The organism is Streptomyces sp. NPDC056169, from assembly GCF_042268445.1.
Taxonomy (GTDB): domain Bacteria; phylum Actinomycetota; class Actinomycetes; order Streptomycetales; family Streptomycetaceae; genus Streptomyces.
Genome location: NZ_JBHJUO010000006.1, coordinates 90991 through 117349 on the forward strand (window position 1 = coordinate 90991; position 26359 = coordinate 117349).

Consider the following 26359-nt stretch of genomic DNA (forward strand, 5'->3'; position numbering starts at 1 on the left):
TGCAGTACGGGCTGCCTGAACGGGCAGCCGTGCGCAGCGTCGGGATGCGGTCAGGGGTGGAGCGGGGCCCCCGACCAGGCGGCGAAGGCCTCGGCGCAGGCGTCCAGCGCGGCCGCCGTGGGCCCGAGGGTCGCGGACAGGCCGGCCGACAGGGTCAGTACGGGGCCCTCGGCCGGGCTGCCCACCGTCACGGCGCACTCCACGGTGGCCGCCGGACCGCCCGTACCGCGCGGAACGGGAAGCGTCAGGGTCAGTTCGCAGCCGCCCGCGCGCACGCCCGAGGCGTCGAGACGGCCGGTCATCGCCGCGATCAGCGGTTCGGTGCTGCTGTCCAGGGACCCCGGGCCCAGCGGGAACACCTCGTCCACGGCCACGACGCCGATCCCGCGCAGGGTCGTCGCCCGCAGGCGCAGCGCCCGGGCGCCGTACACGCCGGTGCTGTGCAGGACGTAGACGGCGACGAGGGCGGCCCGTACGGCGGCGGCCAGATCGACGGAGTCGCCGCGCCGGCCGGGCAGCGGGAAGCGGCGGCGGGGGGCGCGGAGCCGTACCGGTGCGATCCCCTCGGCGAGCGCGGTCAGGCCCTCGCGGACGGTCGCCCCGAGGAGCCAGGGGCCGCCGGGGCCGAGCAGGACGAGCCGGCCTTCCTCGTCGACGGCGAGCGGCGCGTCCGCGTCCGTACGGCCGAGGGGGAAGAGCCGTACTCCCAGGTCGGCCGCGAGCCGGTCGAGCTGCGGGCTCGCGAAGCGGGCCTCGCGGGGGTCGACGACGCAGCCGGTGGCGGCGACTTCCCGCCCGCCGTCCGGGGCGGGCGGGACGCGCAGGCCGTGGAACTCGCGGACGGCCCGCTCGGCGGCGGGAAAGACGCTTCCCCCGCCGACCGTCACCGTCGTGAGGATCGCCAGCATCGCGGCGTCCCCGGCGTCGCGCCCCTGTCGCCAGCCGGCCCGCGTCAGTACGTCCTCCACGGGAAGCGTCACCCCTCGCCGTGGAGGACGTCGATGCCGAGGCGGTCGAGGAGCGCCGTGCACGAGCGGCACACCTCGGCCTCCGTGCCGTGCTCGGGATCGCCGTGCGGGCGGATCTTCCGGGCGACGACCGCGGCGCCCTCGAAGTGCGGGGCCGCCTCGTCCAGCGTGATCGTCCGGCCGTCGGCCCGCTGCCGGTCGAGTCCGAAGAGCTCGTCGGAGACGAGCGCCGACTCCGCGCAGTACCCGATGAACGGCTCCCGCAGGGCGGGCGGAAGCCCGTCGAAGAACTCCTGGACGGCGGGGTGGAGGTGCGGCTCGCCGTCACCGGTGAGGTTGGTGTGGCTGGTGATCGTGCCGTGCATGAGCAGCGACGCGGCCGTGCCGGGAATCAGGTCAGACATAGAAGTTCTCCGCGTCCTTCATGGGTCGGCTCCGAGATGTCCTCCGCCGTGCCGGGAGCCGGGTCAGACAAAGTAGTCCTCCGCGTCCTGCATGGGGGCGTGGGCGAGGCTGATCATCGCCTCGTGGGTGTCGGCGCCCATGTAGTAGGCGCCGGTGTGATGCAGGTAGAAGAACCTGCCCCGCTCGTCGATGAGCACCGGCGACGAGTCCGAGCTGTCGAGGCCGACCGGGAAGAGCCGCACGCCGAGGTCGCGGCTCAGCTCGGCGACGTCGGCCGGAGCCGACCGGTAGCCGAGGTACGGGGTGAAGTAGAGGTACTCCTCGCGGGGGGCGTCGATCGTCAGGCGCAGCCCGCCGTGTTCGGCGAGGAACGCGGTCGCGGCCTCGAAGGGCTCCACGGGGAACCCTGCCTCCCGGTACTGCTCGGTGACCTCATTGATCAGCGCCGGTACCTGGTCGGTCACGTCGCGGCCGGGGAACCATCCGTGTTCCCCGAACCAGGCGTCGACGTCCTCCCGGGTTTCCATTCGCGGCACGGGAACTCCTATCCGGTGTAGGCGGTGACACCCGCCATGTCCATTGCGATCTCGCACGATCGGCACGGCGGTTTGTACGCGCCGTGGCCGAGGGGGTGCGGTTTGACCTGCTCCCCGATCTGCACGCTGTAGACCTGCGATCCCCGCATGGCCTCGCGTACGTCGTCGGCCGACCTGATCGAGGTGCCGTCGGGGTCGAGACTCCGCAGCCGGTCCGAGACCAGATTGGCCTCCGCGCACTTGCCGTGGCCCGCTCCCGGGTTCCTGCCCTCGGATTCGATCTGTTGCTTGACGTCGTCGTAGATCGACTGCATGGCGGGGTGGAGGTCGGGCACCTTCTGGCCGGCTCCCTTGGTGGAGCTGGAGTGGCTCGTGACGGTGCCGTCGTGCAGGAGGCTGCCGGAACACGATCCGTCGAGGAGGTTCGTGCCGGGCGGGAAGTGGGTCTTCGCAAGGTCGATCTGGTGCTTGGGGTCGTTCGGGTTGTCGGGGTCGGCCTTGCGCGCCTGGTTCGCCAGGTCGCGGGCCTCCTGGACGAGCGCCGCCCGCTGCTGCTCGGGCGTCAGGTGGCGGACGTCGAGCGGGTCCGTCCGGTGGTGCCTCATGTTACCCGCGGAGCTGCCGTGCCAGGGCGGGGCCGGTGAGATGCGGTTGCCGCCGGGGTTGTTGCCGCTGCCGCCGCCCGGGCCGTTGCCGCCGCCACCCCCACCGCCGCCGCCACTGTTTCCCCCGCCGCCTCCGCCGCTCCCGTTGCTGTCGTGGTCGCCCTTGCGCTGGCGGGCGAAGCGGTCGCGGAGGTTGTCGTCGGTGTTCTTGTGGTCGGCGGAGATCTGCTTGACGGCCTTGGGGAGGGTCTGGCCGACGTGGTCGCCCATGTTCTTCGCGGCCTTGGTGAGCGCTTCGAGCGCCTTGTCGGCGATCGGGTCGATCGCGTCGGCGATCGAGTCACGGCCCCGGGTCCGGCCGTGCGCGGTCTTGGCCTTCGTGAGCTTGCCCGCGGTCTTGCCGTGGATGCCCGCGCTGACCGTGTTCAGCTGGGTCGAGGCGTGGTCGTGCTCCTGGTGCTCGATGTGCAGGTTCTTCAGGCCGCTGCCCGGGCCCGTCCCGCCACCGGCCGAGGCCAGGTGCATGGCCTCCTTGCCGGACTGGACCCCTTCCTTGAAGCCGTCCTGCCCGGCGTCCTTCGTCTGGTCGAGGTCGACCCCGTCCTGGAGGCCGATCGCCACCGCGCCGAGCTGGACCACGAGATCGGCGGCCATGCCCTCAAGGGCGGCCACGGCCGGCTCGGTCATCGCCGCCACGATGTACCCGACGGCTTCCTCCACGCACTCCTTGATCAGCCGCTTGATCACCTCCTGCGTGGCCCGCATCGCCCCCGCGCCGATGAGCGCCGAGAGACCACCGGTCACCGGGATGAGGGAGATCGCGATGCCCGCCTCGGCGGCCAGGTAGCCGAGCTGGACGACCGCGGCGAGTTTCATGCCCTCGATCGCGCCGGCCGCCGTGTCCAGGCCGCCCGCGACCGTCCGGGCCGCCCCGGAGATGTCCTTGAGGTGTTTGCTCTTGACCTTCGCCCAGTGTTCGTTGAGCGCGTCCATCGACTCGCCCTGACTCGACGACAGCAACCGCTCGAAGTGGTTGTTCGCGAGCTGACCGTCGTCCTCCAGGTCCTCGGCGAACTCCCGCAGCGCGTCCGCCATCTCGCGATATGCGTCCTCGTCGACGTTCGGCCACGCCACCCCGATCAGATCGAGAAGAGTGTCCGCCCAGTCCGGAACCGTGACCGCCACGTTTCCCCCGTCCCCCGTTGCCGACTTTCCAGCCGTTCGACTCTTTGCAATGCCGAACAGTCCTACCACAGCGAACGGCTGACGGTTCGTCCCAGGGGGGCGCCGCACCAGCACGTCCTCACGTGGCGTGGACGTGTCCCCTCAGGGTACGGAATCGGCCACAGGCCCCCTCACCAGGCTGGCGGTTTCGGTCATTGTTGGCCGAACCCCTGGCCTTTCGTGCAATGGCCACTTGAATGGCCTCACTTCTGTGTGGAGAACAATCGGGGGAGCACATGGATCCGCTGACGGCCATCGCGGCCGCGGGCGTCGCGCTCGTGGTCAAGGGCGCTCTGGAGGCCACGGGGCAGGAGGCCGGGCGCAGCGGCTGGACCGGTGGGGCCCGGCTCGTCGCCCGGATCCGGGAGCGGTTCCGCGGGGACGCCGACGCCCAGACCGCGCTGGAGCGCGTGACCGACGCACCGGACGACGAGACCGGCCAGGAGGACCTGGAGCGGATGCTCGCGGCGCACATGCTGCGGGACCGGGAGTTCGAGGGCGACATCCGGCGGCTGGTCGACGAGGCCGTCGCGGCGAACGGCCGCGGTGGGCCTCAGGTCAGCGCGGCTCTGATCAAGAACGCCCAGGTGTTCAACGAGAAGGTCGAGATCCAGGGCGACTGGAACGTCTCCTGACGGCGTCTTCCTCCGCACGACGGCTCGTGCGACGGCCCGCACGGCGGCCCGCACGACGTCTCTCGGCAACGTCCCTGGCGACGTCTCCCTGCGACGTCTCCCTGTCATGTCCCTCCACGACGCCCTCTTACGGCTCTCTACGACGCCGACCGCACCCCCGGAAGACCGTGTGCCATGAGCGAGGAATCCACCACCGAGCCGCCACCGAGCGGCACGGGCGACCGCTCCGATCCCCCGGCCGCCCCGCCGGCCGGCGCCGACGCCCCCAGGGCCGTACCTGAGAGCGAGCGGCGGCCCTCCGGCGTGGAGGAGGACGGTCCCGTCAGCGAGTCCGACGCCCTGCGTTCCCTCAAGGAGGGCACGGCGACCGACGACGCCGAGCGCTCCGAGGCGCAGAAGGCCGGTGCCATCGCGGACCTCATCGCGAGGCGCCTCAACGCCGACGCCTCCGGCACCCGGATCGGCACGCTCGCGCTCTTCAACGACACCGTCAGCTTCGGCGGCGGCTTCCACAGCGGCGGGAGCGCGGGCCGTGCCTCCGCCCGCGGCGGCGGTTCCGTCCTGCCGCTCACCGCCGCCGAACTGGCCGACCACACCGACCTGTTCGTCCCGCCGGAGGGGTACGACTCCACGCTCGACACCCTGCGCGAGCGGCGGCTCCTCGTCCTCACCGGGCCCTCCGGCAGCGGCCGCGAGGCCACCGCGGTCAACCTGCTCGCCGAGGCCCTCGTCCTGAGCGGCGCCGAGGGCGGCGGGGTCTGCCACCGGCTCCTCGACCCGGCCGCCGTCCTCGCGCCCGACTGGGAACCGCCCGTCAAGAACAGCGGCTTCCTGGCCCTCGTCGAGGACGGGCCCGCCGGGGCACGGGACTTCGCGGCGCTCCCCCGGCGGCTGCACGCCGTCGTGGCCGCCCTGCGGGCCCACGGCTGCCACCTCGTCCTCACCGGCGGCCAGGACCTCGGCGTCACCGTGCGGGGCGACGGCGGCGAATCGGTGCCCACGCACGCCCTCGCGCCCGTCGACCCGCTGGCCGTCCTCGAACGGCGTGTCCTCGGGCACGGCGGCACCCGGGAGGACCGTACGCGGCTCCGCGCCGAGCTGGCCTCCGGCGGGGTCGTCGACACCCTGCGGGAGATGCCCGCCGCCCGGCACGCCGCGCGCCTCGCCGCCGACATCGCCGCCGGTCGGGACGTGGCCGTCGCGGCCGCCGCGCTGCGCGACCCCAGCGACCAGGTGCGGACCTGGTTCGACCGGCACAGGAACCCGGAGGCGGTGGCGTTCGCGCTCGCCGCGGCCGTCCTGGAGGACAGCGGCTACCTGACCGTCGCCGAGGCCGCCGTCAAGCTCAGGGCCGCCCTCGCGACACCCGAAACCGCCCCGCCCGACGTACGGTTCAGGGACCGGCTCGGCGACGAGCAGCAGTGGATCCGCCTCGACGCCGACGGCTTCGGGCCGCCCCGGGTGCGCTTCCGCAACGCGATGCTCGGGCAGGTCGTCCTCGTCTACGCCTGGACCGGACTCGACGGATGGCGCGAGCCGCTGCTCTCCTGGCTGCGCAGGCTCCTCGACCACGGCGACCTGGAGGTCCGCGCCCGGGCCGCCGTCGCCGCCGGGGTGCTCGCCTGGGCCGACCACCACTACGCGGTGCACCGCTTCCTCACCACCTGGGCCGCCGGGACGTCCTGGCCGCTGCGCCAGGCCGCCGCGACCGCGCTCGGCGTCGCCGGCAGCCGCGACGACTCGGCCGAGGCCGTGTGGGCGCTGCTGCACGGCTGGGCGCGCGGCGGAAGCTCCGCGCGGCAGCGCCGGCTCGCCGGGACCGCCGCCAACACGGCGGGCGGGCTCCTCGGCCGCACGGCGCCCGGGCGGGCCGTGGCCGTGCTGCACGCCGCCCTCGACCGGGACGACGACTGGGGCACGCTGCCCTCCGTGGCCTGGGGAGGCGTCCACCTCCTCCACCAGGGGCAGGCCGGGCCGCTCCTCGACGCCTACCTGGAGTGGTCCGAGCCGCAGGACCTCTCCCCCATGGTCGTGAAGTCGCTCTCCGCCTTCCTCTTCGCGACGACCCGCCCGTACGAGGCGGTCGCCGACGGCCTGGTCGACGGCGTTCCGGGCGTGCCGCTGCTGCTGAGCGGGCTGCCCGCGCACCGGCGGGCGGTCGGGGAGCTGTGGGCACGGTCCCTCGCGCGCCGCCCCATGCAGGACACCGCTCTCCTCGCGCTGCGCGACTGGATCGACGTGTACGCCGACGAGGGCGGCCCCCGCACGCTCGACGCCCTGGGCGGACTGCTCCAGGACATCGCCCGCAGGCCGGGCTCGCACCGGGAGCGGCTGGTGTGGTGGCTGAACAAGTGGGCGCACGACCGCGAGCGGCCCTCGCCGAACGCGGCCCGGCTGCACCGGCACCTGACCCGTACGACCTGAGCACCCATCGGAGAAGAGAGGAGGAGCCCGTGGAACCGCAGACCTACGACCCGGTGCTGTCCGGTGAGGAGCTGCCCAAGTGGCGGCTGACGAAGCCGGTACGGCCGCCGGAGCCCGGCCGCGCGCTCGTCCTCGTCAGGGACAGCGGTCCGTCCCTGACGATTCGCAGCGGGGAGGAGATCCCGTCCTCGCGCTTCGGCACGTACAGCCGGATGTTCACGGTCGACATGACCGAGCACCGGCTCGTCCTCGACATCCCGCTGCTCAGCCGCGACCACACCTTCTCCTTCCGCAGCCGGGTCGACCTGGTGTGCCGGGTCGCCGACCCGGCACAGGTCGTGTCGCGCGGCATCCGGGACATGAGCGCGACCCTCTTCGGCTACTTCCGCCAGATGCTCCGCGAGGTGTCCCGGGACTACGACATCGCCGAATTCCACGAGGCGGAGCGGGCGTTGAACGCGCGCGTGGCCGGCTTCACCGGCGACGACGCGATCCGCCTGCGGAACGTCCAGGTCGAACTCCTCGTCGACGAGGACGAGATCACCGCCAGCGGACGCGAGTACCGGGACGTCGTACGGGAGACACGGCTCTCCGGGATGCGGCGCGGGCGCCATCTGGACATGATCCGCGAGGAGGGCCTCGACGGCCTGATCGCCGAGATCATGGAGAAGGAGGGCCCCCGGGCCGCGCTCACCTGGATCGAGAAGAACGAGGCCGAGAAGCGCGAGGTCCGGCGCGAGATCATGCGCCTCGTCCTGGAGCGCGGCGACGCCGACCGGGAGCCGTTCGAGCAGGCCGAGCTGGAGCGCACCGTCCTGGAGGAGGTGCTGCGCGAGGGCGACGGGCTCTTCGACGGCGCGGCCCGCCGCGGGCGCCTGCGCGGCTCGCTCGCCCGCGCCACGGACCCGGACCGGCCCCCGGAGCTCGCACCGGCCCCCGAGGACGCCCCCGCCGAACCCGGCAGGCCGCTGCGCGGCGAGGTGCTGCGGGACGGGGCCCCGGCGGACACGAGGCGGCCCCGGCCCGGCGCGCGGGGACCGGGGGCGTACGGCTCGGGGCGCTCGGAGGAGTACGGCTCCGCCCGCGACCGGGAACGGGAACGGGACCGCGACCGGGACGGCAGGCGTTACGGCGCGGCGCCGCGCGGCGCCGCGAGCTCCGGGCCGCCCGCGGACGAACCGCTGCCGGGCGCGGACCGGGGCCGCCCCGGACGGCCCGCCGCCGAGTCCGCCGGCGAGCCTCCCGCCACGCCCGCCGAGCCGTCCGCCCCACGGTCCGCCACACCGCCGCCCGCGGACCGGCCGGCGCCCCGGGTGAGCAGGGTGCGGGGCACCACCAAGCGGGACACCCCTCGACCCGGATCCGACAGGGAGCGTTGATGGCAGAAGAGGAGCGCGGGGCGTGGCACACCACGCACCCGCACGAGATCGGACCCGGCCCGATGGCCGGCCCGGCCCACGCTCCGCCGGCGCCGGGAACAGCACCGGGAACAGCGCCCGGATCGACACCCGGATCAACGCCCGGAAGCGTGCCGGGAACGACCCCGGGAGCCCCGCCGGAGCCGGATCACCGCCCGCTGCCGCCCCAGGCCGCCGTCTGGGCGACGACGGCGGGCGACACGCGGGTGCACGCGCTCTCCGTGTGGACCGAGCGGGTGCCCGGGCACGGCGAGGACGCCGAGCCCTTCGTCGTCCACCACTGGGGCACCCACCAGGGCCTGATCGCCGTGTTCGACGGCTCGGGCGGCGCGGGTTCCGCCCCCGTGTGGGAGGGACCCGACGGCACCTGGCACACCGGGGCCTGGGTCGGCGCCAGGGTCGCGCGCCTGGCCACGGACTGCTGGTTCCACGAGGTCGCGCAGGAGACCGAGCAGGTCGGCGCGGAGTCCCTGCACCAGTACCTCGACTGGTTCCTCGCCAAGGCCCCGCAGCGCCGCAGCAAGATCGGCGGCACCATGCGCCGCCAACTGCCCACCACCCTGGCGGCCGTTCACTACCAGATCCGGGACGACCGCCACACCGTCGAGCTGCGCCCCTTGTGGGCGGGCGACTCCCGGGCGTACGTCCTGACCCCCGACAGGGGACTGCACGTCCTCACCCGGGACCACACGCGCGAGAGCGACGCCCTCGAACTGCTGCGCTCCGACCCGCCGATGACCAACATGGTGTGCGCGGACCGGGACTTCGTCATCGACACGCAGTACATCGCCTCGTTCGACCTGCCCTGCGTCCTGGTGGCGGCGACGGACGGATACTTCGGCTACGTCCACACCCCCGCCGACTTCGAGTACCTGCTCCTGCGCACGCTGCGCGAGGCGGGCACCGAGTACGAGTGGGCCGACCTGCTCCGCCGCGAGGTGCAGGCGTACACCGCCGACGACGCCTCCCTCGCCCTGCTCGCCATCGGCCACCGCGACTTCGCGCGGCTGCGCCGTGCCTACGAACCGCGGTTCGCCGAGCTGACCGAGCGGCACGTGCGAGGCCGTCCCGACGTCCTCGACCCGGCCTCCCCGACCACCGTCGAGGCGGGCGCCGGACAGGACGCCACGCGGGAGACGCACGCCCGCGTCCGCGCCTGGCAGGACCAGAGCTGGCAGACCTACCGCGCCGGATACGAGACCTATCTGCCGCCCGCATCCGAGGAGTTCCGATGAAGAAGGGCGACACGATCGCGGGCTACCGCATCGTCACCGATCCCACCAACGCCAACGGCGGCAAGTGCATCTGGGCCTTCGCGGAGAAGGACGGGGGACAGTACTTCATCAAGCAGTTCCTCGAACCCAAGCGCCCGCGCGACGACGCCGCCGACTCGAAGAGCGTCCGGATCCGCCGCGAGGTCGCCCAGGAGTTCGAGCAGCGGCACCGCAAGATCATGAAGCGGCTGCGCCCGGACACCCTCGGCGGGGGCAACCTCGTCCTCGCCACCGACTTCTTCCACGAGCGCAGCACCTACTTCAAGGTCACGGAGCGGATCGACACCTCCAGCCTGGAACGGCCCCAGACCCTTGAGCCGCGACCGAAGACGGTGCTGCTCAAGACGCTCGGATCGAGCCTCAAGCAGCTCCACGAGACCGGCACCGTGCACGGGGACCTCAAGCCGCTGAACGTGCTGGTCCAGAAGCGGGAGGGCGCCGCGTTCCACTCGGCGCGGCTGATCGACTTCGACGACTCCTACGACTCCGGGGACCCGCCGAAGCCGGACGACATCTCGGGCGACTCCGTCTACGGCGCCCCGGAGTGGCGGCGCTACCTCCAGGGCGACGGCTCGGCCGGCCCGAAGGACCTCACCTGCGCCGTCGACATCTTCGCGCTCGGGCTCATGACGCACCTGTACGTGACGGGCGGACTCCCGTCGTACGACGAGCGGTTCGGGTCTCCGGCGGACGCGGTGAACGCCGGCGAGGAGCTCCGGCTCGACCCGCGGCTCTCCGACGAACTGCTCGACCTGCTGCGCCGCATGACGGCCGCCGACCCGCGTACCCGCCCGGACGTCTCCGCCTTCCTGGCGACGCTCGCCGACCCGGCCGTGTGCACGCTCCAGCACCGGCGGCCGGGCACGACGGCCTCCGGAACCCCGCCGGCCGGGCCGGCCCCGACGGCCACGCCCGCGCCCGCGCCCGCGCCCGCGCCCGAGGAGCGGCGTCCGAGCCGCATCCGGTCCACGTTCGGACGCCGCAAGGAGCCCGCGGAGACCCCGGAGACCCCGGCACCGTCCGCGCCCGCCGCACCGGCGACCCCCGCCACACCGGCCGCACCGGCGCCCCCCGTCGCCCCCGCGCCCGCGCCGCCGCCCTCGGCGACCGAGGAGCCGGGCCCCGCGCCCGCGTCCGCTCCCGCGCCGGGCACGTCCCGCGTCCGCATCAACCTCGGTGGCCGCCGCGGCGGCGACCGACCCACCCCCTGACAAGGAGAACCACCCCATGAACGACGCCCGCGGGCAGTACCAGGGAAACCTGCAGTACGCCGTCGACATCGCCCTCTGCATCGACGCGACCGGCAGCATGCACCCCGTCCTCGGCACGGTGAAGTCGAGTGCCCTCCAGTTCCACCAGCGTCTCGACGACGTGATGGCCAAGAAGGGCAAGTCCATCAGCCAGTTGCGGCTGAAGGTCATCGCGTTCCGCGACTTCGGCGACGACCCCTCGGACGCCATCGAGGAGACCGACTTCCTCCATCTCCCCGCCCAGGCGAAGGAGTTCGAGCAGTTCGTGAGCGGGATCGACGCGGGCGGCGGCGGCGACATCCCGGAGTCCGGCCTTGAGGCCCTGGCGCTCGCGATCAACTCCCCCTGGGAGACCGGGCTCGACCGCAGGCGCCATGTCATCGTGATGTTCACGGACGCGCCCGCGCACGCCCTCGGTACGGTCGGCGCGGACGCGGCGACCTACCCGACGCACATCCCCCGCACGATGGACGACCTGTTCGAGCAGTGGGGCTACGCCCGCAGCCAGACCTCGGTCATGGAGCAGTCCGCCAAGCGGCTGGTGCTCTTCGCGCCGGAGGAGGCGCCCTGGTCCGACCCGATCGCCGAGGAGTGGGACCTCACCCTGCACTTCGCCTCCAAGGCGGGCGAGGGACTGGAGGAGTTCGAGATGGACGAGATCATCGAGACGATCGCGAACAGCCTGTGAGTCTGGAGTGGGACGGCTTCCGCCTCTCGCTGGCACGTGACGGCCTGGAGTTCCTCTGGGTCGGCGGAGGAGTCCTCGAAGTGCGGGTGTCGCACTGCGCCTCGGCCTCGCTCCACCCTCCGACGAAGGAACGGGAGAGCCACCGGCTCGACTTCCGGTTCCGCTTCCCCGCCGGCGCGGCGGGGACCGATCCGGCGGTGGTGCGCCTGGACGTACCGCCCGGCCAGGTGGAGCAGGCCCGGCGCTTCCTGCGCGTGCTCTGGGACGACTACTCGGTACCGGACCGACCGGAGGACGAGGCGGGGTCCGGGCCCGGAGCCGGAGCCGGGTCCGGAACCGGAACCGGAGCCGGTTCCAGGGCCGGGTCCGGGTCCCGGCCCGTGGCCCTGGCCCTGGCCCTGGCGGAGCCCGTAACCGAAGCCGCGCCCGAGGAGAACCCGGACACGGCCCCGGGCACGGCCCCGAACACCGCGGCGGAGGCGGCCCCGAGCAAGGCCGAACCCGAGACCGAACCCGAGCCCGAACTGGGGCGCGTCCCCGAGGGGCCCGCCTGGATCGTCAACCATGTCGGACCGAGGTCGGACGAACTCTTCCGGGACGTGATGGCACGCCCGGCGAACAGCGACCACTAGGCAGGAGGGACGACAGGGGTGACGGGCTCGGCGAAATGGCAGTGCAAGGACTGCGGCAGCAACACCGGGGCGGGGGACACGCCCTGCGACATCTGCGGGTCGACGCGTAAGGGACCGCTCGCGCCGCCCCCCACCCCGTCACGCCCGAAGCCCACCCCGGCGCCCACCCCGTCCCCCGCTCCCTCGCGCCCGGCGCCGAAGCGCCCGTCGCCCGCGCGTCCGTCCGGCGACTGGATCTGCGGGACGTGCCGCGCCACCAACCCGTCGCGGCGGCTCGACTGCGCCGGCTGCGGCAAGAGCTGGAAGGCGAGCGGCGGAAGCGCGCCGAAGAAGCCGGCCCCGAAGCCTGCCGCCACGAAAGCCACGCCCCCGAGGACGACGCCGCCCAGGCCGGGCACCGCCAAGAAGGCCGCCCCCAGGAAGGCGACGCCGCCGAGGCCCACGCCCCGCCGGACCACGCCGACCCCACCGACCACGCCACGCGCCGGGACCACCGGCGGGTCCGGGGCGCGCCCGACGGGCGTCTTCTACCCGCCGCCGAGCAGTACGGGCTACACCCCGCCGCCGCCCCGGGCGACGACGACGCCCCCGTACACCCCGCCCGCCCGCACTCCGACTCCGCCGCGCTACACGCCGCCGCCCTACACCCCGCCTCCGTACCGGCGGCCGGTGAAGAAGAAGTCGAACGGTTGCGTGGTCGGCTGTCTGACGCTGGTCGGCGGACTCGTGCTGCTGGGGATCGTCCAGAGCGCGCTCTCCGGCTCCCTCGGCCTCGGCGGTCCGGACGACTCCGACACGAAGCCGACGGCCGCCCCGAGCAGGTCCGGTCCCGCGTGCCCGTCGCGCATCGCGTCCGCGCTGCCGAGCGGCAAGGACGCCACGCTGGTCAAGGCGTTCCGCACGGACGACCACCGGATCACGCTCTGCAGCACGACGGCGGGGAAGCTGTACTACTACGGCGAGTTCAGGGACCAGCGCGAGGCGGGCATCGCGATGCCGGCGAAGAAGACGGCCAAGGGGTACGAGGCGACCAACAGCCCGTACCGCTACGTCATCGCCGACGGCGCCGTGACCATCTACAAGTCGGGCACGCGCCTCGACCGCGAGGAGCTCACCCCGGAACCCTCTCCGAGCTGAGCCCCTCGCTCCGGTCGGCGCCGCCGCGCCCCGGTCAGCCCTGCTCCGACCCCGGCACGGGCTCCAGCCGCAGCGAGATCGAGTTGATGCAGTACCGCTGGTCCGTCGGGGTGGGGTAGCCCTCGCCCTCGAAGACGTGGCCGAGGTGCGAGCCGCAGCGCGAGCAGCGGACCTCGGTGCGGACCATGCCGTGGGAGCGGTCGTCGATCAGCTCGACCGCCGCCGATTCCTTGGGGTCGAAGAAGGAGGGCCAGCCGCAGTGCGACTCGAACTTCTCGTTCGACGTGAAGAGCTCGGCGCCGCAGGCCCGGCAGGAGTACACGCCCTGCGTCTTCGTGTCCGTGTACTCGCCGCGGAAGGCGGGCTCGGTGCCCGCCTGGCGGAGCACCTGGTACTCCGCCGGGGTGAGCTCCGCACGCCACTGCTCGTCCGGCTTCTCGACCTCGTACGCCATCGCTCGCTCCTCCGCTGCTACTGCTGCCGCTGCTGCTTCTGATCAACTCGTCAGGTGGTCCAGGATCCGCGGTCCGAGGTCCGTGACGTCGCCCGCGCCCATCGTGAGAACGAGATCGCCGGGCTTGGCCATTCCCGCGATGACGTCCGGGACGGTCGCCTTGTCGTGGACGCCCGTGACGTCGGCGCCGGCCCGCTGCGCGGCGGCGATGATCAGCTCGCTCGTGATGCCGGGGATCGGGTCCTCACGGGCCGGGTAGATGTCGAGGACGACCGAGGCGTCGGCGAGGGCCAGCGCGTCGCCCATCTCCTTGCCGAGCTCCTGGGTGCGGGAGAAGAGGTGGGGCTGGAAGACGACGAGCAGGCGCGCGTCACCGGCGGCGCCCCGCATGGCCTCCAGGTCGGCGGTCATCTCGGTGGGGTGGTGCGCGTACGAGTCGATGACCTGGACGCCCGCGGCCTCGCCCTTGAGCTGGAGGCGGCGGCCGACGCCGGTGTAGGCGGTGAGGGCCTGGGCCAGCTCGGCCGGGTCGATGCCGACGCGGGCGCCGGCGGCGAGGGCCGCGGCGGCGTTGTGGGCGTAGTGGCGGCCGGGGACGGAGACGGTGAAGGCGTGCTCGACGCCGTCGAGGAGGACGACGACCTCGCTCTTCATGCCGTTCGGGGCGATCTTCAGGATCCGGGCGTCGGAGTCCTCGGACTCGCCGACCGTGACGATGTGCAGGCCGTCGCGGTCCGCGACCCGGCGGGCCAGCTCGCGGGCGCCCGCGTGCTCGCCGACGACGAGGGTGCCGCCGGGGCGGATCTTGGCGGTGAAGGCCTCGAAGGACTCGTAGATCTCGTCCATGGAGGCGTAGTTCGCGTGGTGGTCCAGCTCGACGTTGAGGACGATCGCGACCTCGGGGTCGTACTTCTGGAAGCTGCGGTCGCTCTCGTCGGCCTCGGCGACGAAGACGTCGCCGGAGCCGTGGCGGGCGTTGGTGCCGGGGCCCGCGAGGTCGCCGCCGATGGCGTACGAGGGGTCGAGGCCCAGCTCGGTGAGGGCGACGGCCAGCATCGAGGTGGTGGTCGTCTTGCCGTGCGTGCCGGCGACGGCGATCGCGCGCAGGTCGTCCATGAGGGAGGCGAGCGCGTCGGAGCGGTGCACGACGGGGATGCCGAGCTCGGCGGCGCGGGCCAGCTCGGGGTTGTCGGCGCGGATCGCGCTGGAGACGACGACGGCGGAGGCGTCGTCGGCGAGGTGCTCGGCGGCGTGGCCGATGTGCACGGTGGCGCCGAGGGCGCGCAGGGCCTCGGCGGTCGGGGACTCCTTGGCGTCGCTGCCGGCGACCTTGGCGCCCCGCTGGGCGAGGATCTTCGCGATGCCCGACATTCCGGCACCGCCGATGCCGATGAAGTGCGGCCGTTCCATGGCGGCAGGGATGGCGGGTGCCATGCGGTTCTCTCCCCGGGGGTGCGCCTGACGATGTCGTCCGGCTGTGTCGTCTGGCTGTGTCGTACTGGAAGCACCAGCCTAGTGGCTCGTGGCAGAGGGCCCGGGGCACGGCGGGTCCGCCGTGCCCGCGCCCCCTGCACGGGGCGCGGACACGGCCCGGCTACGCCTTACTCCTCGCTGTGGGCGAAGAGCTTCAGGACGGGCACGCCGACCTTGTGGCGGGCCCGGGAGGCCCAGTCCCGGTGGAAGAACTCCTCCACGTAGTGCGGGGCGGTGAGAACGATCACCTCGTCCGCCTCCGACTCCTCGACCACCGCCTTCATCTTGGTGAGCGGGTGGTCCTCGACGACCTGGCCGACCGCTTCGCAGCCGGCGTTTCTCAGCGCCTGGAGCGAGTACTCCAGGGCCTGCTCGGCGGGGACCCGGGCGGCCTTGCCCTCCGGCTCCTCGCCCTCGTGGGCGGCGTCCTTCAGTTCGCCCATGGCGACGTCGTCGATGGCCCGCAACAACACATCGGCCTGGTCACCACGCGGCTGCATAAGGACGATGAAGGACACGTCCTCGTCGCCGTGCAGCGTGGTGACGAACTCCACGTCGACGGACGTCAGGGGCTTCTCGATCATCAGAACGCTTGTGAACACCTCAGGAGCCCTTCTGCGGAAACCATCCTTCCCCGTGCCCGCACGGGGTCTGCGACATAAGTGTGCCCAGCGGACGGAAAGCGGAACGACAAATTCCGCCGATTGTCAGATCCGACGGTAGCGGGTGAAGAGGAAGCCGTCCTGCTCCAGCACCGACACCACCGCGAAGCGTGTCGGGACCGCCACCGAAGGGCCTCCCGCGATCCGCTGCGCGTCGCCCGCCGTCATCGCCGGCGAGATCGTCAGACACAGCTCGTCGAGGACGTCCGCCGCCACGAACTGGCCGAGCAGCCGGGGCCCGCCCTCGGTCAGCTGGCGCCGCAGCCCGCGCTCCGCGAGGGCCGCGACCGCACGGGCGGGATCCACCCCGGCCCCGTCACCCGCGACCAGCACCTCGGCGCCCGCCTCGCGGGCGGCCCGTACGCGCTCGGCGGGCGCGGCGGCCCCCGTCAGGATCAGGGTCCGCACCAGCGGCTCCGTGAAGAGCGGCAGGGAGAAGTCGAGGTCGAGGGAGGCGGTGACCACGGCGATCACGGGCGCGGGGCCCTGCCCGGCGGCGGCCCGGCGGGCGGCGAAGGCCTCCCGCGCCCTGGCCGGGCGGTACCCCTCCAGGCGTACCGTTTCCGCGCCCACGACGATCACGTCGGCGAGCCCGCGCAGGGTGCCGAAGATCCGCATGTCCGTGTCGGACGAGAGCGGCTGGGACCGGCCGTCGTGCTGGCCGGCCCCGTCGAGGGACGAGACCATGTTGGCCCGCAGCCACACACCGTCACCCTCCGGGTACGCGTAGGCGTCGGCCAGCTCGTCGAGGGACCACTCCCGGCCGCCGACCGAAAGCTCGTTCGAGGGGGTCTCCGGGGCCTCCCCCGCCGTGGGCACCCCGGGCCCGGAGGACCTTGCGGGGACCTCCCCGGCGCCGGTCTCGGGGGCTGTCATGTCCGTCACAGGGAGCAGTCGTCGCATCCTCGGAGTCTGACATGGCGCTTACAGTGGGGAACTGTGTCGACCCACGCCCTCACCGAAGCGGCTTCCACCGAAGCGGCCCCGCTCTCGCTCTGCTCCCGAGAGCCCCACGTCCCCGCCGACCGACTCGTCGCGGAGATGGTGCCGCCTCCCCGCTTCGACTCCGTACGCTTCGACACGTACCTCCCGGACCCGAACCAGCCGAGCCAGACGGACGCCGTCAAGGCGCTGAGCGGCTTCGCCGAGGGCCTCGGCGGGGCGCACGCCTCCGGCGCCGGGAAGCGCCGCTGGTTCGCCAAGAAGCCGGCCGCCCCGAGCGGGCCGCGCGGGGTCTACCTGGACGGCGGGTACGGCGTCGGCAAGACCCACCTGCTGGCCTCCCTCTGGCACTCGACCCCCGCCGATCCGTCGCTGAAAGCTTTCGGCACCTTCGTCGAGCTGACGAACCTGGTCGGCGCGCTCGGCTTCCAGCAGACGGTGAAGACCCTCAGCGGGCACCGCCTCCTCTGCATCGACGAGTTCGAGCTCGACGACCCGGGCGACACCGTCCTCGTCTCCAGCCTCCTCGGCAAGCTCGTCGAGGCGGGCGTGGCGCTCGCCGCCACCTCCAACACGCTCCCCGGCAAGCTCGGCGAGGGCCGCTTCGCCGCCGCCGACTTCCTCCGCGAGATCCAGGGCCTCTCCGCGCACTTCATGCCGCTGCGGATCGACGGCGAGGACTACCGCCACCGCGGCCTGCCCGAGGCCCCGGCCCCGTACTCCGACCAGGCCGTGACGGAGACCGCGTACGCGACGCCCGGCGCCTCCCTCGACGACTTCCCGCACCTCCTCGACCACCTGGCCAAGGTGCACCCGAGCCGGTACGGCGCGCTCACCGACGACCTCACGGCGGTCTGCCTCACCGACGTCCAGCCGGTCCCCGACCAGTCGACGGCGCTCCGGCTCGTCGTCCTCGCCGACCGGCTGTACGACCGCGAGATACCCGTCCTCGCCTCCGGAATGCCCTTCGACAAGCTCTTCAGCGACGAGATGCTGAACGGCGGCTACCGCAAGAAGTACTTCCGGGCGATCTCCCGGCTCACCGCGCTCGCACGCGACGCGAAGGGGCTTGTCGCGCAGTAGCTTGGGGGCCGTACCCGATCGAAAGGGATCCACCATGGCCACCGTGCGTCACGCCCACACCGTCTGGCAGGGCGACCTCCTCAAGGGTTCCGGCGTCGTCACCCTCGACTCGTCCGGCCTCGGCTCGTACGACGTCTCCTGGCCGGCCCGGACCGAGGAGCCGAACGGCAAGACGAGCCCCGAGGAGCTCATCGCCGCCGCGCACTCGTCCTGCTTCTCGATGGCCTTCTCCAACATCCTGGCCAAGGCCTACGCGCCGCCGGCCCGCCTGGAGACCAAGGCCGACGTCACCTTCCAGCCGGGCCAGGGCATCACCGGCATCCACCTCACCGTGCGCGGCGAGGTCCCCGGCCTGAACGCCGACCGGTTCCAGGAGCTGGCGGAGGACGCGAAGAAGAACTGCCCGGTCAGCCAGGCGCTCACGGGCACGACGATCACGCTCACCGCCGAACTGGTCTGACCCCGGGTCAGACCGGCCGCCACACGAGGCAGTTGTGGCCCGCATGGTTCACGTGTCACCACTGTGCGTGATACACACATGCGGGTCACACGTCACACACCTGTCCTGTCCGCCAACAGGAAGTTGTCGCCTCATGTCCTCGACACGACGTCAGATCCTCTCCCGCACCGGCGCGTCCGTCGCCGGGATCGCCTTCACCGGCGCCTTCTCCGAACTCTTCGCCGGCGGCGCGGCCGCCGCCGGGATCGGGAACCGGGGCGGCTACGGCCCCCTCCTCCCCGACCCCGCCGGACTCCTCGACCTCCCGGCGGGCTTCCGCTACAAGGTCCTCTCGCGGCAGGGCGATCCGCTCCGCTCCGGCGAGGGGCCCGTCCCCAGCAACCACGACGGCATGGGCGCCTTCGCCGGCCGTCGCGGGCGCGTGCACCTCGTCCGCAACCACGAGAACCGGGTCACCGGGAAGATCGGTGTCCCGACCGTCCCCGGTCTGACGTACGACCCGGCCGCGAAGGGCGGGTGCACGGCCCTCGAACTCGACGGCCGGAACAACGTCCTCGGCGAGCGGGTCGCCATCGCCGGGACCGCCGTCAACTGCGCCGGCGGGCCCACCCCCTGGAACACCTGGCTCACCTGCGAGGAGACCGAGGACAGGGCCGGGACGAACGGCTACACCAAGGACCACGGCTTCATCTTCGAGGTCGACGGCGCCGACCCCCACCGCACCGGGGCCGTCCCGCTCACCGCGATGGGCCGCTTCCAGCACGAGGCGATCGCCGTCGACCCGTCGAGCGGCATCGTGTACGAGACGGAGGACGCCTTCCAGCAGCCCTTCGGCCTCTTCTACCGCTTCCTCCCGGACAAGCCGCTCGGCGGCACCGGTTCGCTGCGCGCGGGCGGCGCCCTGGAGGCGATGCGGGTGCCCGGCGTACCCGACCTCTCGGTGATCCAGGAGACCGGCGCCCGCTTCGAGGGCGTCGAGTGGGTCCCCGTACCGGATCCGCAGGCGGCCGAGACGCCCATCAGGCTCCAGGACTTCGGGCCGAAGGGCATCACGCACGCCCAGAAGCTGGAGGGCTGTTACTGGGGCGGGCGGGCCGTGTACTTCGTGTCCTCCTTCGCCCGCCTCAAGGACGGCTCCGGCGCGACGCACTTCGGACAGGTGTGGAAGTACGAGCCGCACCGGCGCCGCCTCACGCTCGTCGTCGTCTTCGGCCCGAGCACGGACATCCAGCTGCCTGGCGAGTCGCCGGACAACATCTGTCTGACGCCGAGCGGAGGCCTGATGGTCAGCGAGGACGGCGACGGGGCCCAGCACGTCTACGGGGTGAGCAGGAAGGGCGAGGTGTACGCGGTCGCCCGCAACGCCCAGGCTCTGACATCAGCTGCTACCGCAGCGGGCGGGACGCCCGAGGCCCCGGAGTGGGGCGAGTTCGCGGGCGTCACCTTCTCCCCGGACGGCTCCACGCTGTACGTGAACTGCTACACGCCGGGGACGACGTTCGCGGTGACGGGCCCGTGGTGCTGAGCTGAGCGGTGGGCACCAGGCGGTCGCGCTACGCGCGTCACGCTCTCGTAGCGCGACCGCCCCCCACCGAAACGAACCCAGCCGGTACGTCACCGCCGTCGCGGGCGGACGGGATCCACGACGGCTTCCCCGCCCGGTCCCGCATCATCCTGGGCAGCGGCATCACGAGCGCGGCCCTCGCCGCCTTCCTGCTCGACCTCCTCTTCCACCACACGCGGCGCGCGGTCGCGGGCGACCGGGTTCCGTCGCAGGATCGGGGAAGGACGAGCGGTGCGGCGGAAGGGTCACCCGGTGGCGAAGAAGGACGGCAAGAAGAAGGACGACCGGAAGAAGCGGGAACAGCGGAAGCGGCGGGACGCACCCCTGCGTGACGTGCTGCGCGTCCCCGAGGGCGAGCGGCTCGACCTCACCGCGTACGACGCCTCGGCGACCCCGGCCGGCCCCGCCGACAAGGCGGCCGGCCTGGCCGCCACCGCCGCCCTCGCGCCGCGCCTCGCGGACCTCCAGGAACGGCTGTACGCGTCGAGCGCGGCGGGCGACCGGCGGCGGCTGCTCCTGGTCCTCCAGGGCATGGACACCAGCGGCAAGGGCGGCACGGTCAAGCACGTCATCGGTCTCTTCAACCCGTCCGGCTGCCGCATCCACGCCTTCAAGGCACCGACGCCGGAGGAGCAGAACCATCCGTTCCTCTGGCGGATCATGAAGGCGCTCCCCCAGCCGGGCGAGATCGGCATCTTCGACCGCTCGCACTACGAGGACGTCCTCATCGCACGCGTCCGCGACCTGGTCCCGCGCGAGCGGCTCGACCGCCGCTACGAGCAGATCAACCGCTTCGAGAGCTCGCTCGCCGAGGACGGCGTGACGGTCGTCAAGGTGTTCCTGCACATTTCGTACGAGGAGCAGCGCAACCGGCTCCTGGAGCGCCTGGACAACCCCGAGAAGCACTGGAAGTTCAACCCGGGCGACATCGAGGAGCGGTCGGTGTGGCCGGCGTACCGGGAGGCGTACGAGATCGCCCTCGAACGCTGCACGACGGACGAGGCCCCTTGGTACCTGGTCCCGGCGGACCGCAAGTGGTACCGGAACTGGGCGATCAGCAAGCTGCTGCTCGAACACCTGGAGGCGCTGGACCCGGCGTACCCACCGGGCGACTTCGACGTGGACGAGTGCCGGCGGCGACTACTGCTGACGTGAGCGGCGCCAGTCCCTGACGGCGCGCGTCAGCGCCTCGGAGGACTCCAGGTCGAGGAGCTCCAGCCGGCCGTGGCCGACCATGACGGTGAACAGCCGGCCCAGGAGCGCCGTCTCCTCCGCCCGGGCCAGCCGGACGGTGAAGGTGGTCATGACCTTCGTGTCGTCCAGCCAGGTCACCAGATCGAACAGCGTGTCGATCCCGGTGTCGTCCAGGTCCCTGACGGCCCGGCCGAGTCGCAGGTCGGGCCCGGCGGCGACCGCCGCGGCGAGGACTAGGGCGGCCACGTCGTACCGTCCCGCCTTCGCGAGCCCCACCGAGGCCCGCAGGCCGAAGCGGTCGAGCCGGCTCCCGTTGGCGAGCTTCTCCGCCACCCGCGCCAGGGGGGCCGGGCTCACGGTGCCGGCCAGCGCGGCCGTCACGAGGGTGACCGCCTGGGCGTCGCTCCGCACCCGGCCCACCGCCTCGGCGAGGACCCGGTCGGCCTCGGAGTCGGAGCGGGTCCCGGCGTCCCGCAGGCCCTGGAAGACGACGGCCGCGCTGCGCTGGGTGACCCGGGAGGCGACCGCCGCCGTCCACGACTCCCGGGTCCGGGTCCGTCCCAGCCGGACGACCTCCGGGGCGAAGGCCAGCACGTCGTCCAGCGGCCTCAGCCGCGCCACGTCCGCGGCGAACGTCTCCGGGGCGGCTCCGATCTCCAGCAGCCAGCGCAGCAGCTCCGCCACCTCCTCAAGGGGACGCGACCACGCGGCCTCGGTCAGGTCCCGCGCCGCCTCGGGGAGGTCGTCCCCGTCCCACATCGCCGCCAGCCGACGCTTGAACAGCTCCAGCGGTACGTCGTCCAGGGCCGTCGCCGGGCCCCGCCGCGACAGCTCCTCCTCCAGGTCCAGCACCTGGTCCCGCAGCTCCCTGCCCTGGCGCTCGGCATCCGCCCGGAGGCGTTCGGCGTCCTGGAGATCCTGGCGGAGCCGGGTGATCTCCCCGAGGAGGTCCTCCTGCGCGCGGCTGAGGGCGGTCCGCTCCGCGCCCCAGTCCATGCGGAGCTGTGTCAGGTCCTCGGCGACGTGACGTACTTCGGACTCCTTGCGTTCCAGGAGGGAGTGCAGGGCCTCGACGGTGCGGTGGGCCCGTTCCGTGTCGCGGCGGGAGCGGGCCAGCTCGCCCCGCAGGCTCTCCAGCTGGAACTCCGCCGGGTTGCAGACGCGCAGCGCCTCCAGCCGCTGCCCCCGGATCGCCTCCTTGGCCTCCGGCTGGAGCGGGGCGCCCACGTGCTCCTCCACCTCCCGCACCAGGCGGTCGATGAACTCCTGAGGGGCGAGGCGCCGGCCGGAGAGGTAGCGGGACACGGCGGACTTGTCGAGGTGGACGCGGTGGGCGTACTGGGTCTGCGGGATGCCGAGGCGGTTGAACAGTCCTGTCAACACGGTGCCGAGTGCGGCGACTTCGGCCACCTCGCCCCGCTCGACGTCGGACGAGGTGCCCTGCGCGCCCTGCGTACGGGCCACTTCGGTCATCGTGCCTCTCCCCCGGCGGTGTTGACGCCGCATCGGCAACAGTTGCGGCTTTCGCAACGTACCGGACGGAGCCGACGGTGGGGGCTCGTCGATCTCCTCCTCGCCTCCCGAAGGAACCCCATGCGCACTCTCCGCCGGGCGCAGCGCGCCCTCATCGTCCTCGTCGCGACGCTGCCCCTGCTGCTCGTCACCCTTGCCTTCGTCCCCGCGCTGCTCGTCCTCCCCTTCCGCCGGGACCGGGCCGCACACGCCCAGGCGATGGTGCGTCAGCTCAGCGCGTGGACTCGGGTGCTGCTGCTGTCGAGTCGCGAGCGTTAGTCACTTTGATCAGTTAACTTCCGATCGTGAACATTTCTGTACGAAAGATGGCGGCGTCCGCTCTCCTGGGCGCCGCTCTCGTCGGCTGCGGCGGGGGCGGCGACCCGACCCCCGCGGCGAAGGAGCCGACAGGGCCGACGGGGTCGACGGCGCCGGCCGCCCCCCACAGCCCCTCGGCTCCGGCCGACGCGGCGGCCGGGCCCAAGCCGGCGGCCGGACGCGGCGGCGTACGCACCGCGGCCCCCACCCTGGCCCCGGGGCCCGGCGGACTCACCCCGGTGTACTCCCGCCGGACCGCGGGGGCGCCGAACAGCGCCGAGAAGGTCGTCGCGCTCACCTTCGACGCCGACATGACCGCCGACCAGGGCCCCCGGGCCGCGCGCGGCGAGCACTTCGACAACCCGCAGCTCGTCGCGACCCTGCGCCGGCTCAAGGTCGACGCCACCGTCTTCATGACGGGCCGCTGGGCGGAGGAGTACCCGGACCAGGCCAAGTCCATCGGCGGCGACCCGCTCTTCGAGATCGCCAACCACTCCTACAGCCACTACGCCTTCGCGTCCCCCTGCTACGGACTTCCGACCGTCGCGGGCCCCGACATGACCGCGGACGTGCAGCGGGCCTTCGACGCCTTCCGGGACGCCGGGGCGGTCAACGTCGTCCCGTACTTCCGCTTCCCCGGCGGCTGCTACGACGACGCCGCCCTGCGCGCGCTCGGCCCCGCCGGGGTGACGGCGGTCCAGTGGGACGTGGTCAGCGGCGACGCCTTCGCCAAGGACGCGGACGCCGTCGCCGAGCAGGTGCTCGACGGGGTGAAGCCCGGCTCGCTCGTCGTCATGCACTGCACGCGCAGCGCCGCGCCCGTCACCGAGCAGGCGATCCGCCGGATCGTCCCGGAACTCCGGGCGCGCGGCTACCGCTTCGTGAAGGTCTCGGAGCTGATGGGCGGCCGCTGAGCCGCACGACGCCTCCTAGCCCGAGCAGGCGTTGCGCTGCGCTTCCTGCCATTCACACACCGGGCAGAGCGTGATCCCCTTGACCGACTCGGGGTACTCGGTCGGCTCCTGGCACAGGACGCAGGAGGCGAAGGGGCCCTCGGCCGCCGGTTCGGGCTTCGGGCCGACGGGCTCGGAGGTGCCGTCGCAGTAGGACGTGGACTCGGTCATGTGGTCGAGCGTACTCACTCGGGGGTTGCTCACTCGGGGGTTACTCACTCCGGGGTTGCTCACTCGGGGGTTGCTCACTCGGGGGTTGCTCACTCCGGAGTTGCTCCCTTCGAGCCCGCTCACTCCGCGCCCGCTCACTCCAGGCGTGCCGTGGCCCGGCAGGCGAGGGCCGCCGTCGCCGCCGCGAGGAGCACGGCTCCGGCGCACGCGAGCCAGGGCAGCTGTGCGGTCGTCGTGCGGGAGCCGGTGACCAGGGCGGTCAGCGCGTGCTTCGCCGGGGAGCCCGTGGTCACGAGGGCGAGGAGCGAGCCGGTGACGAGCGCCGCGACCGACCAGCCGGCGGCCTTGACGAACGGGCGGGCGGTGAGGGCGCCCACGGAGGCGCCCGTCAGCACACAGGCCGCCGTCGCGAGGAGCCCCGCGCCCGCGGCGGCGAGCGGGCCGACCCCGCGCAGGTCGCCGATCGCCGTGACACCGAGGACGGCGAGCACGCCGAGGAGCCCCGGCAGGGCGGTCCCGGTGAGCAGCGCCGCGAGGTGGGCGCGGCCCCGGCCGGCGGCCGCGGCGACGACGTTCCGGGCGGCGGGCGGTTCCTGGGTGAGGCAGATCCGTACGCACCAGGCCGTCACCGGGACCAGGGCCGCCGCCGAGAAACCGAGCGCGCCGAGCACGGGCTCGCCCGCGCGGACGCCGACGGCGAGGAAGGCCGCGTAGAGGAGGAGCGGTGCGAGCCAGCGCTGCGAGCGGAGGAGCAGACCCGACTGGTAGCGCAGGAGCGCCGTCATACCCGTACGCCTTCGGAGTCGAGTCGGTGGATGTGCCAGGAGGCGGCGAGGAGCGCCGCGAGGAGGGCGTCGGAGTGTGCCGCGCCGACGGTCAGGACGAGCGTGCCGATGGGGTCGGTGGGGCCGTCGGGCTCGTCGGAGTGCGGCGACTCGGTGGCGGGGGCGCCCGGGAGGCCGTCCGGGAGCGGCTTGCCGCCGGAGGCGGTGATCCGGACCCGGGGCTCCGGCGGCGCTTCCCGCGCCGCTGCCGCGACGGCCCGTACCGCGCCGGCCTCCACGGCGTACACCGCGTCCGCCTCCCCCGCGAGGCGGCGCGGGTCGTGGTCGACGAAGACGGCCGTGCCGCCCGCCGCGACCCGTTCCCGGACGGCGCGGTCCAGTGCGGTGCGGGCGGTGGTGTCGAGGCCGGTCCAGGCCTCGTCGAGGACGAGGAGGTCCGGGTCCGCGAGGAGGGCCTGGGCGACGGCGACCTTCTGGCTGGTGCCCTTGGAGAGTTCCGCCAGTTCCGTACGGGCGTGCTCGGCGGCCCCGAAGCGCTCCAGCCACTCCGCCGCCCGGGCCCGGGCCGTCGCCCGGCCGAGGCCCTGGACGCGGCCCAGGTGGACCAGGTAGTCGCCGGCCGTGAAGGGCAGGGCCACCGGGAAGCGTTCGGGGACGTACGCGGTGCGGGGCGGGCGGCCGGTGATCCGGCCCTCGCTCGGGGCGTCGATCCCGGCGACAAGACGGAGCAGCGTCGACTTCCCGGTGCCGTTGGTGCCGACGACCCGGACGAGGGCGGGGGCGGGCAGGTCGAGGACGGCCCCGCGCAGGACCCACGGCCCGCGCGGGCCGTACCGCCGCCCGACCCCCTCCAGCCTCAACTCGACGAGTTCTTCTGCGGGGTGAGCTCGCTGGGCCGGACGACGACGAAGCCCTGCCCCTCCAGCTTGAGCTGCACCGCCTCGCCCGAGCCGCCGCGGATCATCGAACCGAGGGACTGCGAGCGGTGCAGCGAGGTGCGGAGCTGCTCGCTCCAGCCGACGACGGCGTCGGTGTCGACGAACACGGGGGCCTGCGGGGAGACGGGGATGACGATGGGGTTGCCCTCGCAGATCAGCGCCACCTTCCCGTAGCCGGAGAAGACGGAGTTGAAGATGCCGCCGCCGGTCACGCCGGCGCCCTTCACCGTCTTGATCTCGTAGTGGAGGGTCGAGTCGAAGCAGAGGACGTTGCGGCCGTTGACCGAGAAGGCGTCGCCCTGCTCGATCTCGATGATGAAGCAGTTCTGCGCCTCGTGCGCGAACCAGGCCTCGCCCTGGCCGCGGACGGCCATCAGCGCCAGGCCCTCGCCGGTGACGGCGCGCTTGAGCAGGCCGCCGATGCCCTGGCCCTTGCGCTCGAAGTGGAGATCGCCGCGGAAGGCGATCATCGAGCCCTGACGGGCGTGCATCTCGCCGTTGACGGTGTACTTGACCGACTTCGCGTTCTGCAGGGTCATGCCCGGGAAGCCGGCCGCCTCGGCGAGATGTTCGCCGGCGAAAAGATCACTCTTCATGCAGGGCATCCTGGCCCGGAAGCCCTGATTCCCACAAGAATCCCCCGCAGTTCGCACG

27 protein-coding genes and 1 pseudogene are annotated in these 26359 nt (G+C 73.1%); 14 read left to right on the forward strand and 14 right to left on the reverse strand.

All coding sequences use genetic code 11. The features are described from left to right. Positions 1–50: 50 nt before the first annotated feature. The 4 genes and pseudogenes from ACFC0G_RS11295 to ACFC0G_RS11310 all read right to left on the reverse strand — a co-directional run. Positions 51–968: an SUKH-3 domain-containing protein gene (locus tag ACFC0G_RS11295; RefSeq protein WP_376400761.1), complete on the reverse strand. Its 918-nt coding sequence runs from the start codon at positions 966–968 to the stop codon at positions 51–53. An 8-nt stretch (positions 969–976) separates the two neighbouring features. Further along, positions 977–1372 (reverse strand): YwqJ-related putative deaminase, encoded by a 396-nt coding sequence (locus ACFC0G_RS11300; protein WP_376400764.1) that lies wholly within the window; start codon positions 1370–1372, stop codon positions 977–979. A gap of 63 nt (positions 1373–1435) precedes the next feature. Continuing rightward, positions 1436–1900 (reverse strand): SUKH-3 domain-containing protein, encoded by a 465-nt coding sequence (locus ACFC0G_RS11305; RefSeq protein WP_376401445.1) that lies wholly within the window; start codon positions 1898–1900, stop codon positions 1436–1438. A 71-nt stretch (positions 1901–1971) separates the two neighbouring features. Beyond that, positions 1972–3699, reverse strand: a pseudogene (locus tag ACFC0G_RS11310) (YwqJ-related putative deaminase); the annotation flags it as partial. A 275-nt stretch (positions 3700–3974) separates the two neighbouring features. On the opposite strand from ACFC0G_RS11310, the gene ACFC0G_RS11315 reads away from it, so the two are divergent. The 7 genes from ACFC0G_RS11315 (at position 3975) to ACFC0G_RS11345 (ending at position 12059) form a co-directional block, all read left to right on the forward strand. Then, positions 3975–4373, forward strand: coding sequence for a hypothetical protein (locus ACFC0G_RS11315; RefSeq protein WP_376400767.1), 399 nt, complete (start codon positions 3975–3977; stop codon positions 4371–4373). Positions 4374–4547: 174 nt separating this feature from the next. Then, positions 4548–6797 carry a hypothetical protein gene (locus ACFC0G_RS11320; RefSeq protein WP_376400770.1) on the forward strand — a complete coding sequence of 750 codons (2250 nt, stop codon included), beginning with the start codon at positions 4548–4550 and terminating at the stop codon, positions 6795–6797. A gap of 29 nt (positions 6798–6826) precedes the next feature. Next, entirely contained in the window at positions 6827–8176 is a 1350-nt protein-coding gene (locus ACFC0G_RS11325; protein ID WP_376400772.1) for a hypothetical protein, read from the forward strand. A 149-nt stretch (positions 8177–8325) separates the two neighbouring features. After that, entirely contained in the window at positions 8326–9450 is a 1125-nt protein-coding gene (locus tag ACFC0G_RS11330) for a serine/threonine protein phosphatase (protein ID WP_376400775.1), read from the forward strand. Beyond that, on the forward strand, positions 9447–10700 hold the full coding sequence (locus ACFC0G_RS11335) for a lipopolysaccharide kinase InaA family protein (RefSeq protein ID WP_376400778.1): 1254 nt from the start codon (positions 9447–9449) through the stop codon (positions 10698–10700). Before ACFC0G_RS11330 ends, ACFC0G_RS11335 begins: the two co-directional genes overlap by 4 nt. A gap of 16 nt (positions 10701–10716) precedes the next feature. Next, positions 10717–11427, forward strand: coding sequence for a vWA domain-containing protein (locus ACFC0G_RS11340; protein WP_376400781.1), 711 nt, complete (start codon positions 10717–10719; stop codon positions 11425–11427). Continuing rightward, positions 11424–12059 carry a hypothetical protein gene (locus ACFC0G_RS11345; protein ID WP_376400784.1) on the forward strand — a complete coding sequence of 212 codons (636 nt, stop codon included), beginning with the start codon at positions 11424–11426 and terminating at the stop codon, positions 12057–12059. Before ACFC0G_RS11340 ends, ACFC0G_RS11345 begins: the two co-directional genes overlap by 4 nt. On the opposite strand, the gene ACFC0G_RS11350 is transcribed toward ACFC0G_RS11345, so the two are convergent. Continuing rightward, complete coding sequence (locus tag ACFC0G_RS11350; RefSeq protein ID WP_376400786.1) at positions 12056–12502, reverse strand: hypothetical protein; 447 nt, start codon at positions 12500–12502, stop codon at positions 12056–12058. The two genes, ACFC0G_RS11345 and ACFC0G_RS11350, sit on opposite strands and share 4 nt — an antisense overlap. Before the next feature lie 226 nt (positions 12503–12728). Between ACFC0G_RS11350 and ACFC0G_RS11355 the strand changes: the two genes are divergently transcribed. Next, on the forward strand, positions 12729–13196 hold the full coding sequence (locus ACFC0G_RS11355; RefSeq protein ID WP_376400788.1) for a hypothetical protein: 468 nt from the start codon (positions 12729–12731) through the stop codon (positions 13194–13196). Positions 13197–13230: 34 nt separating this feature from the next. Here ACFC0G_RS11355 and msrB read toward each other — a convergent pair whose 3' ends face one another. The 4 genes from msrB to ACFC0G_RS11375 all read right to left on the reverse strand — a co-directional run bounded on the left by msrB (position 13231) and on the right by ACFC0G_RS11375 (position 16688). Beyond that, positions 13231–13650, reverse strand: a complete 420-nt coding sequence (gene msrB / locus ACFC0G_RS11360) for a peptide-methionine (R)-S-oxide reductase MsrB (RefSeq protein WP_376400791.1) — start codon at positions 13648–13650, stop codon at positions 13231–13233. Positions 13651–13692: 42 nt separating this feature from the next. Continuing rightward, positions 13693–15084 carry a UDP-N-acetylmuramate--L-alanine ligase gene (gene murC / locus ACFC0G_RS11365; protein ID WP_376400794.1) on the reverse strand — a complete coding sequence of 464 codons (1392 nt, stop codon included), beginning with the start codon at positions 15082–15084 and terminating at the stop codon, positions 13693–13695. A 167-nt stretch (positions 15085–15251) separates the two neighbouring features. Beyond that, on the reverse strand, positions 15252–15725 hold the full coding sequence (locus ACFC0G_RS11370; protein WP_376400797.1) for an indole-3-glycerol phosphate synthase: 474 nt from the start codon (positions 15723–15725) through the stop codon (positions 15252–15254). Positions 15726–15830: 105 nt separating this feature from the next. Then, positions 15831–16688 carry a pyrimidine reductase family protein gene (locus tag ACFC0G_RS11375; protein ID WP_376400800.1) on the reverse strand — a complete coding sequence of 286 codons (858 nt, stop codon included), beginning with the start codon at positions 16686–16688 and terminating at the stop codon, positions 15831–15833. Between the two features lie 36 nt (positions 16689–16724). On the opposite strand from ACFC0G_RS11375, the gene zapE reads away from it, so the two are divergent. The 4 genes from zapE (at position 16725) to ACFC0G_RS11395 (ending at position 20989) form a co-directional block, all read left to right on the forward strand. Beyond that, positions 16725–17810, forward strand: a complete 1086-nt coding sequence (gene zapE, locus ACFC0G_RS11380) for a cell division protein ZapE (protein ID WP_376400803.1) — start codon at positions 16725–16727, stop codon at positions 17808–17810. Between the two features lie 34 nt (positions 17811–17844). Then, positions 17845–18270 carry an OsmC family protein gene (locus ACFC0G_RS11385; protein WP_376400806.1) on the forward strand — a complete coding sequence of 142 codons (426 nt, stop codon included), beginning with the start codon at positions 17845–17847 and terminating at the stop codon, positions 18268–18270. 133 nt (positions 18271–18403) lie between these two features. Beyond that, positions 18404–19795 carry an alkaline phosphatase PhoX gene (locus ACFC0G_RS11390; protein ID WP_376400808.1) on the forward strand — a complete coding sequence of 464 codons (1392 nt, stop codon included), beginning with the start codon at positions 18404–18406 and terminating at the stop codon, positions 19793–19795. Positions 19796–20086: 291 nt separating this feature from the next. Continuing rightward, positions 20087–20989: a PPK2 family polyphosphate kinase gene (locus ACFC0G_RS11395; RefSeq protein WP_376401448.1), complete on the forward strand. Its 903-nt coding sequence runs from the start codon at positions 20087–20089 to the stop codon at positions 20987–20989. Here ACFC0G_RS11395 and ACFC0G_RS11400 read toward each other — a convergent pair. After that, positions 20975–22501 carry a hypothetical protein gene (locus ACFC0G_RS11400; protein WP_376400811.1) on the reverse strand — a complete coding sequence of 509 codons (1527 nt, stop codon included), beginning with the start codon at positions 22499–22501 and terminating at the stop codon, positions 20975–20977. The genes ACFC0G_RS11395 and ACFC0G_RS11400 overlap by 15 nt on opposite strands. A 120-nt stretch (positions 22502–22621) precedes the next feature. Here ACFC0G_RS11400 and ACFC0G_RS11405 point away from each other — a divergent pair, with 120 nt between their 5' ends. Next, on the forward strand, positions 22622–22819 hold the full coding sequence (locus tag ACFC0G_RS11405) for a hypothetical protein (protein ID WP_376400814.1): 198 nt from the start codon (positions 22622–22624) through the stop codon (positions 22817–22819). A gap of 47 nt (positions 22820–22866) precedes the next feature. Next, positions 22867–23772, forward strand: coding sequence for a polysaccharide deacetylase family protein (locus ACFC0G_RS11410; RefSeq protein WP_376401452.1), 906 nt, complete (start codon positions 22867–22869; stop codon positions 23770–23772). Between the two features lie 15 nt (positions 23773–23787). On the opposite strand, the gene ACFC0G_RS11415 is transcribed toward ACFC0G_RS11410, so the two are convergent. The 4 genes from ACFC0G_RS11415 to ACFC0G_RS11430 form a co-directional block, all read right to left on the reverse strand. After that, on the reverse strand, positions 23788–23982 hold the full coding sequence (locus tag ACFC0G_RS11415) for a hypothetical protein (protein ID WP_376400817.1): 195 nt from the start codon (positions 23980–23982) through the stop codon (positions 23788–23790). A gap of 134 nt (positions 23983–24116) precedes the next feature. Continuing rightward, on the reverse strand, positions 24117–24767 hold the full coding sequence (locus ACFC0G_RS11420; protein ID WP_376400820.1) for an ABC transporter: 651 nt from the start codon (positions 24765–24767) through the stop codon (positions 24117–24119). Continuing rightward, positions 24764–25627, reverse strand: coding sequence for an ATP-binding cassette domain-containing protein (locus ACFC0G_RS11425; protein ID WP_376400823.1), 864 nt, complete (start codon positions 25625–25627; stop codon positions 24764–24766). The genes ACFC0G_RS11420 and ACFC0G_RS11425 overlap by 4 nt, the downstream gene beginning before the upstream one ends. Beyond that, on the reverse strand, positions 25624–26301 hold the full coding sequence (locus ACFC0G_RS11430; RefSeq protein WP_376400826.1) for an AIM24 family protein: 678 nt from the start codon (positions 26299–26301) through the stop codon (positions 25624–25626). Before ACFC0G_RS11430 ends, ACFC0G_RS11425 begins: the two co-directional genes overlap by 4 nt. Positions 26302–26359: the final 58 nt, after the last annotated feature.

What these genes read in the sequence shown, in the direction of transcription:
- ACFC0G_RS11300 (WP_376400764.1), bottom strand. Translation starts at nt 1,372, where the DNA reads ATGTCTGACCTGATTCCCGGCACGGCCGCGTCGCTGCTCATGCACGGC.
- ACFC0G_RS11305 (WP_376401445.1), bottom strand. Translation starts at nt 1,900, where the DNA reads ATGGAAACCCGGGAGGACGTCGACGCCTGGTTCGGGGAACACGGATGG.
- ACFC0G_RS11315 (WP_376400767.1), top strand. Translation starts at nt 3,975, where the DNA reads ATGGATCCGCTGACGGCCATCGCGGCCGCGGGCGTCGCGCTCGTGGTC.
- ACFC0G_RS11320 (WP_376400770.1), top strand. Translation starts at nt 4,548, where the DNA reads ATGAGCGAGGAATCCACCACCGAGCCGCCACCGAGCGGCACGGGCGAC.
- ACFC0G_RS11335 (WP_376400778.1), top strand. Translation starts at nt 9,447, where the DNA reads ATGAAGAAGGGCGACACGATCGCGGGCTACCGCATCGTCACCGATCCC.
- ACFC0G_RS11340 (WP_376400781.1), top strand. Translation starts at nt 10,717, where the DNA reads ATGAACGACGCCCGCGGGCAGTACCAGGGAAACCTGCAGTACGCCGTC.
- msrB (WP_376400791.1), bottom strand. Translation starts at nt 13,650, where the DNA reads ATGGCGTACGAGGTCGAGAAGCCGGACGAGCAGTGGCGTGCGGAGCTC.
- murC (WP_376400794.1), bottom strand. Translation starts at nt 15,084, where the DNA reads ATGGCACCCGCCATCCCTGCCGCCATGGAACGGCCGCACTTCATCGGC.
- ACFC0G_RS11375 (WP_376400800.1), bottom strand. Translation starts at nt 16,688, where the DNA reads ATGCGACGACTGCTCCCTGTGACGGACATGACAGCCCCCGAGACCGGC.
- ACFC0G_RS11385 (WP_376400806.1), top strand. Translation starts at nt 17,845, where the DNA reads ATGGCCACCGTGCGTCACGCCCACACCGTCTGGCAGGGCGACCTCCTC.
- ACFC0G_RS11390 (WP_376400808.1), top strand. Translation starts at nt 18,404, where the DNA reads ATGTCCTCGACACGACGTCAGATCCTCTCCCGCACCGGCGCGTCCGTC.
- ACFC0G_RS11400 (WP_376400811.1), bottom strand. Translation starts at nt 22,501, where the DNA reads ATGACCGAAGTGGCCCGTACGCAGGGCGCGCAGGGCACCTCGTCCGAC.
- ACFC0G_RS11405 (WP_376400814.1), top strand. Translation starts at nt 22,622, where the DNA reads ATGCGCACTCTCCGCCGGGCGCAGCGCGCCCTCATCGTCCTCGTCGCG.
- ACFC0G_RS11410 (WP_376401452.1), top strand. Translation starts at nt 22,867, where the DNA reads ATGGCGGCGTCCGCTCTCCTGGGCGCCGCTCTCGTCGGCTGCGGCGGG.
- ACFC0G_RS11415 (WP_376400817.1), bottom strand. Translation starts at nt 23,982, where the DNA reads ATGACCGAGTCCACGTCCTACTGCGACGGCACCTCCGAGCCCGTCGGC.
- ACFC0G_RS11420 (WP_376400820.1), bottom strand. Translation starts at nt 24,767, where the DNA reads ATGACGGCGCTCCTGCGCTACCAGTCGGGTCTGCTCCTCCGCTCGCAG.
- ACFC0G_RS11430 (WP_376400826.1), bottom strand. Translation starts at nt 26,301, where the DNA reads ATGAAGAGTGATCTTTTCGCCGGCGAACATCTCGCCGAGGCGGCCGGC.